The following is a 13205-nucleotide window of genomic DNA, read 5'->3' as shown; positions in this document are numbered from 1 at the left end:
TTCGGGTATTTGCAGCACCGAAGTAATTCAGTGTATTCCTTCTTGAAGGCTTCCACCTCACTCATTCAGCCGGACCCCCTCGGATGCGGATTGTTCAGCGGGTCTGTTCGGCGCGGTTCTTCGTCGTGCGCACGACCTGAAACCGCTGGGCGCGCAGGGTCTCGTGTTCGGCGTTCACCACCTGCTTGGGCAGGGCTTCCAGCTTGCGTCCGAGGGCCCATTCCAGCAGGCCATCGGCGAGTTCGGGGTTGCGGGGTAACAGGGGGCCGTGTGGGTAGGTGCCCAGCACCCGGCCCTGGATGGCCCCATCGAAGCCGTCGGTGCCGTTTCCGACACCTATCTCGATTCTGGCGAAGGGAGTTGCGTCGGAGCCAAGAGTGGTGAACCCGCCATGGTTCTCGAAACCGGTGATCGTGGTGGTGGAACCGTCTGGCAGGGTGCCCGTGCTGAGCACCTCACCGACTGCTCGTTCGTTGCCACGACGGGTCTCGATATCGAGCAGCCCCAAACCGGGATGGACCAATTCATCGTCGCCTACGGTAAATGACCGGCCACACAATTGGTATCCGGCGCACACCGCCAGCAGTACCGCGCCGCGATCTAGCCCGGTGCGCAGGCCATCGCCCTCAGTGGCGCTGAGGGCTTTGACCGCGGCCACCTGGGCCCAGTCTTCACCTCCGCCGAGCAGATAGACCAACCCATCGCTGGGCACCGGCTGACCGGGTTCCACGGTGACCACCTCGGCGGGTTCGCCCCGCCATTGGAGCCGCTTGGCGAGCACTTTGCCATTCCCGGCATCCCCGTAGATGCCGAGCAGGGATTGGTAGATGATGACGATCTTGTGGGTCATGACAGTTCAATTCCTCCCAAGCGGCACAACCGCAGGAATGCCGAATAAGTGGCCAGCACGTCAACGGTTCCGTCGAAGGGGCCATTCAGTGCCTCGGAGATATCTGGGATTACCTCGTGGTCCACCTCTGCATAGGACAACCGGATGGCCAGATCGGCTGCTCTCGGCCCGGTGCAGATGACCCGGCGCCCGGCGAGTTTCTCGTACTCGACATCCCACATCCATGACACATCGGTGCCATCAGCAATCAACGAATCGATGGCCAGGATCACCGGGTCGGATTCCATCACCAGCAGCGATTCTGCCCACCCAGCGGGATTCTTGGCCAGCACTAGGCGGGCCCGGGTGTTGCCGAAGACCCCGATGGCGAAACGTCCCGCAGGAGACTCGACCCGGCGCATTCCGGTGATCGCGGCGTTCTCATCGATCCCCATCTCCACCGCCGCGGCCAAGGCGCAGGCGGCATTGCCGCGGTTGAACCGCCCCGGCACCTGTAACTGCAGCGGCCAGCGACGGCCATCGGCGGCCACCACCTCGTCCCCATCGACCCAGTAGTCGGCCGGGTGCTCGGTCAGTTCACAGCCGGGGCAGTCCCACCGGCCGTCCAGATGGGTGAGCATCGCTCCGCAGCCGGGACACAGCGCGGAATCCGCCGACCAGTCGGTGCCCAGGTTGACCCAAACAATCTTGTGGGCGGGGGCTGCCGACCACGCCACGAGGGGGTCCGAGACATTCGCGATGACGACCGGGGCATTTTGTCCCGCCTGCTCCAGGGCACGACGCCACTTCTTGCCCAAGGCATTGATCTCGTGGTGGCGATCCAACTGGTCGCGGGAGAAATTGAGCATGATGAGCGTCTCGGGATGCCCTTTGGCGATGACGTCCGGCACCACCTGCTCGTCCACCTCGAGAACCGCCACCGGAGCGCTCGGATTGGTCGATAGCGCGGAGGTGATTCCCTCGCGGAGGTTTGCCCCGTCGGGGTTGGTGACCACCTGGGATTCCCCCAGAGCTTCCCGCATGGCGGCACTCAGCAGGTGGGTGGTGGTGGTCTTGCCATTGGTCCCGGAGACGACGGCGATCCGTTTGCCGGTGAGCAGGCGATCGAATAGCTCCGGATAAATCTTGCGCATCACCATCCCCTTGATGGATGCGCCGGACCCGCGCCCGGCGATGCGGGAGGCCCACGCTGCCGCGTTACCTAAGCCGAAGGCGAGGTGGCGGCGGATGGTGTCGACGATCGATGCTCTCACCTCGCCATTGTGGCAGATCGGTGGGAGGAATCACCTGCCGATCTGCCACAATGGCCAGTGGCCGGGGAGGAGCAGAGCCGCCCTGTGCCGTCCCATGTTTTCCTGGAGAGGAAATCACTCGTCACCGCGATGAATTTAGGGTCACCTTTGTTGAAATCTCATGTATCCGGTTGTGAATCGATGCCGGTCGTGGGTTATGTTGCACAACATGTTCGAGGCGCAGAGCGACATTCTGGTGAGACGGCATCACGTCGATCTTGCCGACGTTGCTGCCGCCATCTGTCGGGTCCGCTGAACTTAGCCCGACCCATCCGTGCCGGGCCTGCGCGCCCGGATCCCGGACATCACCTTACCTCTGGCAGGCGTAGGCCCTCACCCTCACTGAGAAGGCCTCATGAACGCCAACACCACACGTATTCGTCCATCGTCATCCGGTAAGTCCAACGGCCAATGGGCCGTCGACGGGCGCACGCCCCTCAACGCCAATGAGGAGTTCAAAGCCGTCGAGAATCCGCTCAGGGTGCGCGAACGCATCGAATCCATCTATGCCGCTGCGGGTCACGGTTCTATTCCCGCCGACGATCTGCATGGCCGTTTCCGCTGGTGGGGGCTCTACACCCAGCGTGACCAGTCCATCGGCGGCTCCCGGACCGCTTCACTGAGCCCGGAGGAACTGTCCGGGGAACACTTCCTACTGCGAGTCCGGCTCGACGGCGGGGCGATCACCACCGGACAACTCAAGGTGGTCGGCGAGATCTCCCGGCGCTTCGCCCGCAACACCGCAGACATCACCGATCGGCAGAACGTGCAACTGCACTGGGTCGACATCGCCGACGTACCGGAGATCTGGCGGCGGCTGGAGGCCGCCGGGCTGCGAACCACCGAGGCCTGCGGAGATACCCCACGCGGCATCCTGGGTTCCCCGGTTGCCGGAATAGCCGCCGACGAGGTCATCGACCCGAGCGGGCTGATTGAGCAGATCCGGGAGCGCTACATCGGCGATCCGGAGTTGGCCAACTTGCCCCGGAAATTCAAGACCGCCATCACCGGGCATCCCTCGGTGGACGTGCTGCCCGAGATCAACGACATCTCCTTCGTCGGGGTCGTTCATCCCGAACTTGGCCCGGGCTGGGACATCTGGATCGGCGGCGGGCTGTCCACCTCGCCGAAGCTGGGGGAGCGGCTGGGGGTTTTCGTCGCCCCCGGCCAGGCCCTCGAAGTGTGGCACGCGACGATCTCGATCTTCCGCGACCACGGATATCGGCGGCTGCGCAACAAGGCAAGGATGAAATTCCTACTCGCCGACTGGGGTGTGGAGAAATTCCGGAAGGTGTTGGAACAAGACTACCTCGGTTACCGGCTCGCCGACGGCATCCCCGTCGTGCCCCAGGGAGAGCCAGACCACGTTGGGGTGCACGAGCAGGTTGACGGACGCCGCTGGGTGGGACTTACCCCGATCGTCGGGCGCACCAGCGGCAGCTCGCTAATCGGCCTCGCGGAGGCCGCCGAGGCAGCCGGTTCCCGCAGGCTGCGGCTCACTCCATTGCAGAAAATCCTGGTCATTGATGTCGACCCGCACCAAGTGGCCGGTCTCATCGCCCGCGCCGAGAAGCTGGGATTCAGCGCATCCCCGTCCAGATTCCGCCGCCACACCATGGCATGCACCGGTATCGAGTACTGCAAGATGGCCTTCGTCAACACCAAGGACACCGCTGCAACGGTCATCGCCGAGTTGGAGAACCGCTTCGCTGGGGTAGACATCGACGTGCCGATCACCATTGCGATCAACGGCTGCCCCAACTCCTGCGTGCGTATCCAGACCTCCGACATCGGCCTCAAGGGTCAGCTGGCCAAGGGCGCCGATGGGTCAGAGGTGGAGACCTTCCAGGTGCATCTTGGCGGTGGGCTGACCTCCGGGAACCGGCAACTCCCCGGTCTGGGAAAGACTCTGCGGGCCCTCAAAGTGGACGCCGTTGATCTTCCCGACTATCTGGAACGAGTCATCCGAAGATTCCTCGGCGAACGAAACGACCAGGAGAGCTTCGCCCGGTGGGTGCACCGGGTTAATGAGGAGGCACTGCGATGAGCATCGAACCACTCACCCACGGACCGGGCCGGGTGCGCGGCCCAGAAGAACTGCGTCGCATCGCCGAGTGGGGGGCCGGGCAACTGGCGGGTGCCACCGCTCAGCAGGTGGTGCGGTGGGCTGCCGAGACCTTCGGACGCAATCTGGTCATCGCCTGCTCAATGGCCGCCGACACCATCGTCCCGCACCTCTTCGCCCAACGGATTCCGGGTGTGGACGTGTTGTTCCTGCAAACCGGGTTCCACTTTGCCGAGACCCTCGGCACCCGCGACGCATTGGCACATTCTCTGGACATCACCTTGGTGGAGGCTTTGCCGCGACTCACCGTCGACGAACAGGAGGCCACATGGGGACCTCGGCTTTTTGAACATGACCCGGCTAAGTGCTGCATGATTCGCAAGGTAGAACCGATCAATCGGGAACTCGGTTCCTACGAGGCTTGGGTGACCGGACTGAAACGGGTGGACAACCCGCTGCGGGCGCACTCCGGGCTCGTCGAATGGGACGAGGCCCACCAGATGGTCAAAATCAACCCCATCGTGGCATGGACTGATGAGCAAGTGCGGGAGTACGCCGACCGTCACAGTATTCCGGTGAACTGGCTGCTCGATGAGGGTTATCCGTCGATCGGCTGCGAACCGTGCACCAGACCCGTCGCACCCGGTGAGGATCCCCGGTCCGGTCGCTGGGCCGGGCATGCGAAGACCGAATGCGGGCTGCACCAACTGCCTGGGGTGGAGGAAACACGATGAGTAGGCAATTGGATCAACTAGCGATGCTCGAATCCGAGGCCATCCACATCTTCCGGGAGGTGGTCGGCGAGCTTGAACGCCCCGTGCTGCTGTTCTCCGGCGGCAAGGATTCGGTGGTGATGCTGCACCTGGCCGCCAAGGCGTTCTGGCCCTGCCCGGTGCCGTTCCCGGTGCTGCACGTCGATACCGGGCACAACTTCCCCGAGGTCATCGACTACCGTGACCGCACTGTGGCACGGCTCGGGTTACGACTGGTGGTGACCAAGGTGCAGGACTACATCAAGGACGGGCGTCTGGCCGAGCGTGCCGACGGGACCCGCAATCCTTTGCAGACCCTGCCCCTGCTCGATGCGATCGCGGCCGGGCGGTTCGACGCCGTCTTCGGAGGAGGCAGGCGCGACGAGGAGAAGGCCCGGGCCAAGGAACGGGTGGTCTCCCTGCGCGATGAGTTCGGTCAGTGGGATCCACGCAACCAGCGCCCCGAGTTGTGGAATCTGTACAACCCCCGCCACCGGGTGGGCGAACACGTGCGGATCTTCCCTCTATCGAACTGGACCGAACTCGACGTGTGGCGCTGGATTGAGGCCGAGAACATCGAACTGCCTTCCCTCTACTACGCCCACGACCGGGACGTCTTCCGGCGCGACGGGATGTGGCTCGCTGTTGGGGAGGCAAACCAACCTCGCGCCGGTGAACGTGTCGAGCGTCGTCGGGTGCGTTACCGCACCGTCGGGGATATGAGCTGCACCGGCGCCGTCGAATCCGACGCCGACACCGTGGCCCGGGTCGTCGAGGAGGTGGCCCTGACCAGGATCACCGAGCGTGGCGCCACCAGGGCCGACGACCGACTCACCGAGGCCGCCATGGAGGATCGCAAGAAAGAAGGGTATTTCTGATGGCAACGCTCCTGCGTATGGCCACTGCCGGATCGGTGGATGACGGCAAATCCACCTTGGTGGGTCGGCTGCTCCACGACTCCAAGGCGGTTCTCGCCGATCAGCTCGAAGCCGTTGAGCGGGTCTCCCGGGACAAGGGTCTGGGCCACGTTGACCTGGCCCTGCTCACCGACGGCCTGCGCGCCGAACGGGAACAGGGCATCACCATCGACGTCGCTTACCGGTACTTCGCTACCGCCAAGCGGTCTTTCATCTTGGCAGATTGCCCCGGGCACGTGCAGTACACCCGCAATACCGTGACCGGGTCATCCACCGCAGATGTGCTGGTGGTCTTGGTTGACGCCCGGCACGGCGTTGTCGAGCAGACCAGGCGACACCTGGCTGTCGGACACCTGCTGCGGGTGCCACATGTCGTCGTCGCGGTCAACAAGATTGACCTTGTTGACTGGTCTGAACAGAGGTTCACCGAGGTGGCCGCCCAAGTGCACCGGGTGACGACCAATCTAGGCATCGAATCGGTCCAGGTACTGCCGGTCTCGGCGCTGATCGGTGACAACGTGGTGTCCAGATCGCGGCAGATGGACTGGTACACCGGACCGAGCCTGCTGGAATTTTTGGAAACCCTGCCTGCCGATGATCCTTCCACCCGGCACACCGAGACAGGTGAGGTTGACCGTCCGCTGCGATTTCCGGTGCAGCTGGCCCTGCGTCCCCAGGGCGCGGCCGTCGCCGAGGAACTGGGGGAGTACCGGGGCTATGCCGGTCAGATCAGTTCCGGAGTGATTCGCCGGGGTGAACGGGTGGTGGTGCTGCCCAGCGGGAAGCACACCACCGTCGTGGGAATCGACACCGCGTCCGGGGAACTGACCGAGGCATTCGCTCCGCAGTCGGTGGCCCTGCGGCTGGCCGACGAGATCGACATCACGCGAGGTGAATTGATTGCCTCCGCACAGGATGCCCCAGTGGTGACCAAGGATCTGAGGCTTACCGTCGTGTGGCTCCACGAGCGGGCTCTCACCCCGGGGGCCAAGGTTTTGGTCAAGCACACCACCCGCACGGTGCAGGGAATCGTCACGTCCATCGACGGCCGCCTCGGTCTCGATTCGCTGGATGCGCGGCCCGCCGAGCGACTGGAACTCAACGACATCGGGCGCCTGCGCCTGCGGTTATCCAATCCGGTGATGGCCGATAGCTATGAGCAAAACCGCGGCACGGGATCGTTGCTGCTGGTGGATTCCCAGTCAGGGGCGAATCTAGCGGCCGGGATGATCGACGGCACCGGTGCCGTCGGGCTCGATGAGGAAGGACTGTGATGCGCAAGCTCCTGCTTCTTGGCATGGCAGGCCTGGTGGCTCAATTCGTTGATGGCGCCCTGGGCATGGGATACGGGGTGACCTCCTCGTCGATGCTGCTGGTGGTGGGGCTGTCCCCGGCCCTTGCATCCGCCTCGGTGCATCTGTCGGAGATCGGTACCAATGCTGCATCGGCCCTCGCCCATGTGCGGTTGGGGAATGTCGACCGGGCGATGGTCATCTGGCTCGGGGTACCCGGGGCGGTGGGTGCCTTTCTGGGGGCAACCGTGCTGTCGTCGGTGCCTACCGATGCCGGGGCGCCCATCATGTCGGGATTACTCGCCTGCTTGGGCGGCTACATTCTGGTCCGCTTCACCTGGCGTCCGCCCACCTTGCTGGGTTCCACCGGGCACAGTGCCCGGTTCCTAGCCCCGCTGGGTGTGATCGGTGGTTTCGTGGATGCCACGGGAGGCGGAGGCTGGGGACCGGTTACCACGACCACCCTGCTGTCGGCCGGGCGCTCCACACCACGTAGAGTGATCGGTTCGGTGAGCACCGCAGAGTTCCTGGTCTCCTCGGCCGCATCCGCAGGTTTTCTCCTGGGACTCGGTACGTCGGGGATCAGTCTCGGGATCGTCCTGGTGCTGCTGGCCGGCGGAGTAGTGGCCGCACCGCTTGCCGCCCTGGTGGTGTCCAAGGTGCCTGCGCGGATCATGGGCGTCATCGTCGGCGGGATGATCGTCGTCGTCAATCTGCGGGTGATTCTTGATGGGGTTGGCTTCCACGGTGGGGTGCACCAGGTGGTCATCCTTGTGATGGTTGTTGCTTGGGCGGGGCTAGTGGGCAATGTGATCCGTGTGCACCGCCGGGTTTCCTCGGCCGCCGAGACGCCCCGGATGCTGGTGGGGGTGGGCAATGAGTGATCTGGTCATCGCCTTGCACGGGACCCGCAGCCGGCAGGGAACTCATGCGGCCGAAGAATTGCGCCGGGCAGTCGCCGGACGACTGCCCGATACCGAGGTCGTGACCGGTTTCGTGGACGTCCATGACATGCGGTTGGCCGACGTGGTCGCTGCCCGGGAGGATTGCGTCGTCGTGCCTGCCTTCCTCACCGCGGGATATCACGTTGACAATGACATTCCTGCGGCTCTAGGGAACGCTGGTGGCCGTGCGGTGGCTACTGCGCATCTGGGTGGGGAACTCGTGGGAGCGCTGGCCGACAGGTTGCGGGAGGCCGGCGGCCCCGGCGATGCCGTCGTGCTGGCCTCCATTGGGTCGTCACGCCCAGAATCGAATACCGAAGTCCACGAGGTGGCGCGGGCGCTCCAGCAGGTCATCGGCGTGCCGGTTCGGGTCGGGTTCATGTATGCCGCAACTCCCAGAGTCACACAAGCCCTCTCCCGGTTGCGTTCGGAGGGCTACCTGCGGGTGAGCGTTGCGGTCCATGCCCTTGCCCAAGGCAGGTACCAAGAGATCCTCGACGGGCTGGGGGCCGACGTGGTGGCCGGGCCCATTGGAGTGCATCCCACACTCGTCGATCTGATCGTGTCACGCTATCGGGAGGCTTTGGGTTCTAGCCGACTGGGCATTCACAGACGGCTCGCGATGCCGTCAAGCACCAGCCCCAGTCCGAAACTGAAACTGGTGTCCGGATCGGTGAGCGACGCAACGGGCTTTGGTGTGCTGCCAAACTCCTCACGGTCGCGCCGGGCCTGCTCTTCTGTGACGTGACCCAAGATGAAGTGCAGGCAGGTGGTGGCTGCAATGATCGCTTCGGCCGGGGATAGGCCTGCTGCGGCGATCAATGTGGCCGGGTGCCTCGTCGTGTCGTGCGTGGTCAGCTGGAACCCGCGGGCCGCGGAGACGAGTTCGGCAGAGTCGCGATGCGCTAGTAGCACCTGACGCAGGCTGTGCGCCCAGGCCTCGATGGCTTCTCGCCAGGTGCCCAAGGGTTCGAGGGCCTCGCAGAGGATCTGGTCGGCGACTCCGGCGAGCAGTGATTGCTTGTCCGGGAAATAGTTGTACAAGGTCCCAGGCTGGACGTCGAGGGCACTTGCTACCCGGCGCATGGTCATGTCGGCCAGACCGTAGGCGTCCAGGATTGCCAAAGCGGCGGTGAGGATCTGGGAACGGGTCAGGGCCATGGCAGGAGTTTAAGACCCACCCCACCGGTGAACATTGAGCATCTTTAGCTGAACATCGTTCAATTCTGTTGGTAGAGTGTCACTCGGAGGTCATCGGCGAGGGATGCTCGTCGTGTGCAGGAAGGGGTTGTGATGGATCTCGAGTCGATGGTGGCACGTGGCTTGGAAGGTATGTCCGTGAGCCGTGCCGAGGCTGCGGAGTTGCTCGCTGCCCCGGATGCGGAGGTGATGACCATTGTCGCCGCCGCGGGTAGGGTGCGTCGGCACTTCTTCGGCAACAAGGTGAAACTGAACTACTTGGTGAGCCTGAAATCCGGCATGTGCCCGGAGAACTGCTCCTATTGCTCGCAGGCCCTAGGAGCGACCGCACAGGTGTTGCGCTACACGTGGTTGGATGAAGCCGAGGCCATCGAGCAGGTGCGTGCTGGTGTGGGGCGGGGAGCCTCGACGGTGTGTTTGGTGGCTTCTGGCCGGGGTCCATCGCGGCGTGAGATGGATCGTGTGGCTGGAATCGTTGAGAGTATTCGTGAGCAATATCCCGCGGTCAATATTTGTGCTTGTTTGGGCATCACCGACGAAGCTGGGACGCAACGATTGGCGCAGGCCGGGGTAAGCCGGTATAACCACAACCTGAACACGGCTGAATCCTTTTATCCGAGCATCTGTAGTAGCCATACGCATGCTGATCGGGTGTCGACGGTGCAGGCGGTGCATGCTAGTGGGTTATCGGCTTGTTCGGGATTGCTTGCTGGGATGGGGGAGAGTGATGAGCAACTCGTTGATGTTGCCTTTGGGTTACGGGAGTTGGGTGCCGACTCGGTTCCGGTGAATTTCTTGTTGCCTTTTGAAGGTACTCCTTTGCATGGGTACTGCGGTCTTTCTCCTCAGCGTTGTTTGAAGATCCTTTCCATGGTGCGTTTCGTGCATCCAGATATTGAGGTGCGGGCGGCGGCGGGCAGGGAGTATCACTTGCGGAGTCTTCAACCGTTGGCTTTGGAGATCTGCAATTCTATCTTCTTGGGTGATTACCTGACCAGCGAAGGGCAGTCTGGTGATGTGGACTTGGCGATGATCGCTGATGCAGGTTTCGTGGTGGAGGAACTGGAATCCGGCAAAGCCGGTCAGGTATGCGCGGGAGACAACCAGGCGATGGCCGATGCGATCGCCGACGCTGGCGAGTTGCGACTTAGGCGTCGGGGCGCCGGGACCGGCCTGCCCGCCGGTGTGTGAGGAATGATGGGTCCGTGACCTCTTGCCTGGTAGCCGGTAGCCGCTGAGCAGGACGTCAGAGGAACAGTACGGTTCAACCATCGTTGGTCAATGACATGGGGGCTCCTTGGGCTAAGCCGGTGGTCAGGACGTGATCGTCGGCAGGATGGCGGTGGCCACGGTCTCCTGCGCGGCGGTGGAAAAACCGTGGCCCTCCCCATCCAGCGGCGTGAGGGTGGCGTGGGAGAAGGTGTTCACGGCTCGCTGAGAGTAGGACAGGGGAACGAGGTTGTCGTCCGTGCCGTGGAAGATGGTGACGGTGCCGTGGTAGCCCGCCATGTGGTCATAGATGTCCATGTCCAGCATGTCGGCGTAGTAGCGCCTGCCGACGGTCAGGCCCATGAAGTCCACGGTCTCAGGGATGTCCGAGGCTGTGGCGAAGCGCTGGCGGGCGTCGTCGAACAGTGAGAAGGCAGGGTAGAAGAGCACGATGTGCTCGACGCCGACGGGGTTCTGCTCGGCGACGAGGGTGGTGACCGTACCTCCCTGGCTGGCCCCGATGAGGGTAATGCGGGTGGGGTCTACGCCTTCGAGACTTTTGACGAAGGTGAGAGCGTCCTGGAGGTTCTGGACCTCGGTCAGCACCGACATATCGGTCATGTTGCCCTCGCTGCGGCCGAGTCCATAGCCCGAGCCGCCGGCGAAGTCAAAGCTGTAGACCGCCACCCCGTGTTGGGCCAACAGTTCCTGCAGGTGCAGCTTCTGCTCGTGGTTGCCACCAAAGCCGTGACTGAAGATGACAACTGGATGCTCTCCGTCGCCCGCGGGACGGCGAAGCTTCCCGAAGATGCGGTTGCCCGCGCTGGTGAACCCATGTTCCTCGACGACCACCGAACCGGGGGTTGTTGCCGGGGGCGTGGACACAGAACTGGTCGTTGGCACGTGGCTGACGTCGTCGGAAGCCGGGGCGGAAGCGGAGGGGGTTTTGGTTGCCGAGCATCCTCCCAGGCCGAGTGCCGCGCTGGCCACAGCCATCCCGCCACCTAGCATGGTGCGCCTGCTGATGGTGGTTCCCAGGTAATGCATGGTGTGAGCCCTATCTATGGTGGTTTCTCGTTGACGGTAGTAGCCGAAGAAGGCGCGGGTAACCGAGTCAGCGTCGGCAGCCAGTTCCGCACGTCAACTCGGTTGTCCATGTCTGCAACGATAAGGTGCGGTGGCGAAACGAAACAGGTATAGCTCCTACCCCCGCTCACACTGCCTGCCTTGGTTCTCTCTCCCAAAGTCACACGGCTCGGCGTCCGTGAGGGTTGTCATCAACCACCGTCTTCAACAGGTACCTGTAACCGTCGCCTGCCTATATCACCCGTACCGAAACCGTCACACCTGCCTCCGCTTTCACTCGGCAGGTGAGCGCCTGTACCCGGCGACTTCCACACCCGCCACTCCTTGATCTGCAAGAGGCGTGTGGCGGCGGAAGGAAGTCGGAGCAAAGACCTGAGGAAGAGCCTCGACCTCGCCGCCGAGCACGTCTTCTACTCCAGAACGATGTGGTTCTCCGAACTCAACGAGCCCATCGCCTGCGTCTTCTTCCACCACTCAGCAACGGAGTCCTGCCCTTCAGGCCATGCTGGCACCGCATCTGGGTGCCCTCTCAGCTTCTGTCGTCACTCTTCAGAGTCGGTGGGTGGCCAAGTAGCGCTTGGTATTTCTCTGCTGTATCGACCGCGTTCACGATCCGATCTACGAGTTTCGGTCTATAAACGAACTGTTTAAACGCGGGCGAGTAGACGCAGTAACCATCCGACTCTGGCAACTGTTTCATGGCGCCGCTCTTGGCCGGGCCAATCTGCCAGATTTTCCGGAGCTTGGTGAAGTCGTTGACGCTGAACTTGAAGTCGATTCGTGCCTCCACGGCCATGGCTGCCGCTTTTGGGAGCATTTCATCGACGTGGATCGCTTCACGGTACTTTTCGGCAATGATCACGCTGCCCTCCTGCCCCAAGAGTGCCTGAAGCTCCTCCTCACTGAGGTCTTCCTGTCGCACGAAGTTGAGCGCGAGGTCCGCATCCGTCTTTGGCCCCTTCATCGGAAGTAGCAGAAGGCGGTAGGCGAATCGCTCATCGCTGCGCACTTCGTCAGATAGGCTGACTTGGAACTCGGTGATGAAGTTCGAGACGGTGGTCGGCAGGTCACGCCGGAGGTTGCGTTGTTCTTTATATCTCGATGGGCTGAGCGACTGCACGAAGACTGGGAATTTCATTTCCGAACCCAGGGTTTCGTGGGAGCCGAACCTGCGTACGAGTTCTGACTCAAAGTTGATGATGCACGCGTGCGCCTGTGGGGCAGTTACTACCAGGATCGAGTCCTGGAAACGGTGCTCCACGTGGTTTCGCAGTCCCACGAAGAACTCAATATTGGCCCTGACTGGGTCGTTGTCGTTGAACTCGTGCTTGAGACATTGGCTCAGGTCCCAGGTCTTCTTGGAGCCATCCCGGTTCCGTTTGAAGCGACGCTGACCGCTGGACTCACGGTAGAAGATTTCTGCTTTTCGGCGCATCCGGTCAGCGTGAAGCAAGTTCTGCCAGGCAAGATGGATGTGGACGATAAAGTCGCTGAAACTACGCCGATCGCCGGGTCGGTTGTAAAAGTCAATCGCGACGAGTGCCTGTCGTCGAGCCTCGTCGAGCGTGTGCCTCCACACGGGTGGGCGTGCCATCTCA

11 protein-coding genes and 1 pseudogene are annotated in these 13205 nt (G+C 62.9%); 7 read left to right on the top strand and 5 right to left on the bottom strand.

Features of this window, described 5'->3' with window-relative positions; translation table 11 throughout:
- Positions 1-94: 94 nt before the first annotated feature.
- Positions 95-850 (bottom strand): type 1 glutamine amidotransferase, encoded by a 756-nt coding sequence (locus HMPREF1531_RS00610; RefSeq protein WP_016667950.1) that lies wholly within the window; start codon positions 848-850, stop codon positions 95-97.
- Complete coding sequence (locus HMPREF1531_RS00605; protein ID WP_016667949.1) at positions 847-2103, bottom strand: Mur ligase family protein; 1257 nt, start codon at positions 2101-2103, stop codon at positions 847-849. The genes HMPREF1531_RS00610 and HMPREF1531_RS00605 overlap by 4 nt, the downstream gene beginning before the upstream one ends.
- Positions 2104-2497: 394 nt before the next feature.
- On the opposite strand from HMPREF1531_RS00605, the gene HMPREF1531_RS00600 reads away from it, so the two are divergent.
- The 6 genes and pseudogenes from HMPREF1531_RS00600 to HMPREF1531_RS14030 form a co-directional block, all read left to right on the top strand.
- Entirely contained in the window at positions 2498-4189 is a 1692-nt protein-coding gene (locus HMPREF1531_RS00600; RefSeq protein ID WP_016667948.1) for a nitrite/sulfite reductase, read from the top strand.
- On the top strand, positions 4186-4941 hold the full coding sequence (locus tag HMPREF1531_RS00595; RefSeq protein WP_016667947.1) for a phosphoadenylyl-sulfate reductase: 756 nt from the start codon (positions 4186-4188) through the stop codon (positions 4939-4941). Before HMPREF1531_RS00600 ends, HMPREF1531_RS00595 begins: the two co-directional genes overlap by 4 nt.
- The gene (cysD, locus tag HMPREF1531_RS00590) at positions 4938-5837 is read left to right on the top strand and encodes a sulfate adenylyltransferase subunit CysD (RefSeq protein ID WP_016667946.1); all 900 of its coding nucleotides are present in this window, start codon (positions 4938-4940) and stop codon (positions 5835-5837) included. The genes HMPREF1531_RS00595 and cysD overlap by 4 nt, the downstream gene beginning before the upstream one ends.
- Positions 5837-7150: a sulfate adenylyltransferase subunit 1 gene (locus tag HMPREF1531_RS00585; protein ID WP_016667945.1), complete on the top strand. Its 1314-nt coding sequence runs from the start codon at positions 5837-5839 to the stop codon at positions 7148-7150. Before cysD ends, HMPREF1531_RS00585 begins: the two co-directional genes overlap by 1 nt.
- Positions 7150-8052 (top strand): sulfite exporter TauE/SafE family protein, encoded by a 903-nt coding sequence (locus tag HMPREF1531_RS00580; RefSeq protein ID WP_016667944.1) that lies wholly within the window; start codon positions 7150-7152, stop codon positions 8050-8052. Before HMPREF1531_RS00585 ends, HMPREF1531_RS00580 begins: the two co-directional genes overlap by 1 nt.
- Positions 8045-8581, top strand: a pseudogene (locus tag HMPREF1531_RS14030) (sirohydrochlorin chelatase); the annotation flags it as partial. The gene HMPREF1531_RS00580 and the pseudogene HMPREF1531_RS14030, both read left to right, overlap by 8 nt.
- 137 nt (positions 8582-8718) lie before the next feature.
- On the opposite strand, the gene HMPREF1531_RS14025 reads toward HMPREF1531_RS14030, so the two are convergent.
- On the bottom strand, positions 8719-9273 hold the full coding sequence (locus HMPREF1531_RS14025; protein ID WP_016667942.1) for a TetR/AcrR family transcriptional regulator C-terminal domain-containing protein: 555 nt from the start codon (positions 9271-9273) through the stop codon (positions 8719-8721).
- Between the two features lie 132 nt (positions 9274-9405).
- Between HMPREF1531_RS14025 and bioB the strand changes: the two genes are divergently transcribed.
- Complete coding sequence (bioB, locus tag HMPREF1531_RS00565) at positions 9406-10503, top strand: biotin synthase BioB (RefSeq protein WP_016667941.1); 1098 nt, start codon at positions 9406-9408, stop codon at positions 10501-10503.
- Positions 10504-10626: 123 nt separating this feature from the next.
- On the opposite strand, the gene HMPREF1531_RS00560 is transcribed toward bioB, so the two are convergent.
- Positions 10627-11517, bottom strand: coding sequence for an alpha/beta hydrolase family protein (locus tag HMPREF1531_RS00560; protein WP_084669347.1), 891 nt, complete (start codon positions 11515-11517; stop codon positions 10627-10629).
- A gap of 619 nt (positions 11518-12136) precedes the next feature.
- Positions 12137-13201, bottom strand: a complete 1065-nt coding sequence (locus HMPREF1531_RS00555; RefSeq protein ID WP_016667939.1) for a DUF3644 domain-containing protein — start codon at positions 13199-13201, stop codon at positions 12137-12139.
- Positions 13202-13205 lie beyond the last annotated feature (4 nt).

The organism is Propionibacterium sp. oral taxon 192 str. F0372 (assembly GCF_000413315.1).
Classification (GTDB): domain Bacteria; phylum Actinomycetota; class Actinomycetes; order Propionibacteriales; family Propionibacteriaceae; genus Brooklawnia.
This window is presented reverse-complemented; position numbering and strand designations above follow the sequence as displayed.

Excerpts from the sequence above, each read along its gene's own strand:
- HMPREF1531_RS00610 (WP_016667950.1), bottom strand. The coding sequence starts at position 850 with ATGACCCACAAGATCGTCATCATCTACCAATCCCTGCTCGGCATCTAC.
- HMPREF1531_RS00600 (WP_016667948.1), top strand. The coding sequence starts at position 2,498 with ATGAACGCCAACACCACACGTATTCGTCCATCGTCATCCGGTAAGTCC.
- HMPREF1531_RS00595 (WP_016667947.1), top strand. The coding sequence starts at position 4,186 with ATGAGCATCGAACCACTCACCCACGGACCGGGCCGGGTGCGCGGCCCA.
- cysD (WP_016667946.1), top strand. The coding sequence starts at position 4,938 with ATGAGTAGGCAATTGGATCAACTAGCGATGCTCGAATCCGAGGCCATC.
- HMPREF1531_RS00585 (WP_016667945.1), top strand. The coding sequence starts at position 5,837 with ATGGCAACGCTCCTGCGTATGGCCACTGCCGGATCGGTGGATGACGGC.
- HMPREF1531_RS00580 (WP_016667944.1), top strand. The coding sequence starts at position 7,150 with ATGCGCAAGCTCCTGCTTCTTGGCATGGCAGGCCTGGTGGCTCAATTC.
- HMPREF1531_RS14025 (WP_016667942.1), bottom strand. The coding sequence starts at position 9,273 with ATGGCCCTGACCCGTTCCCAGATCCTCACCGCCGCTTTGGCAATCCTG.
- bioB (WP_016667941.1), top strand. The coding sequence starts at position 9,406 with ATGGATCTCGAGTCGATGGTGGCACGTGGCTTGGAAGGTATGTCCGTG.
- HMPREF1531_RS00560 (WP_084669347.1), bottom strand. The coding sequence starts at position 11,517 with ATGGCTGTGGCCAGCGCGGCACTCGGCCTGGGAGGATGCTCGGCAACC.
- HMPREF1531_RS00555 (WP_016667939.1), bottom strand. The coding sequence starts at position 13,201 with ATGGCACGCCCACCCGTGTGGAGGCACACGCTCGACGAGGCTCGACGA.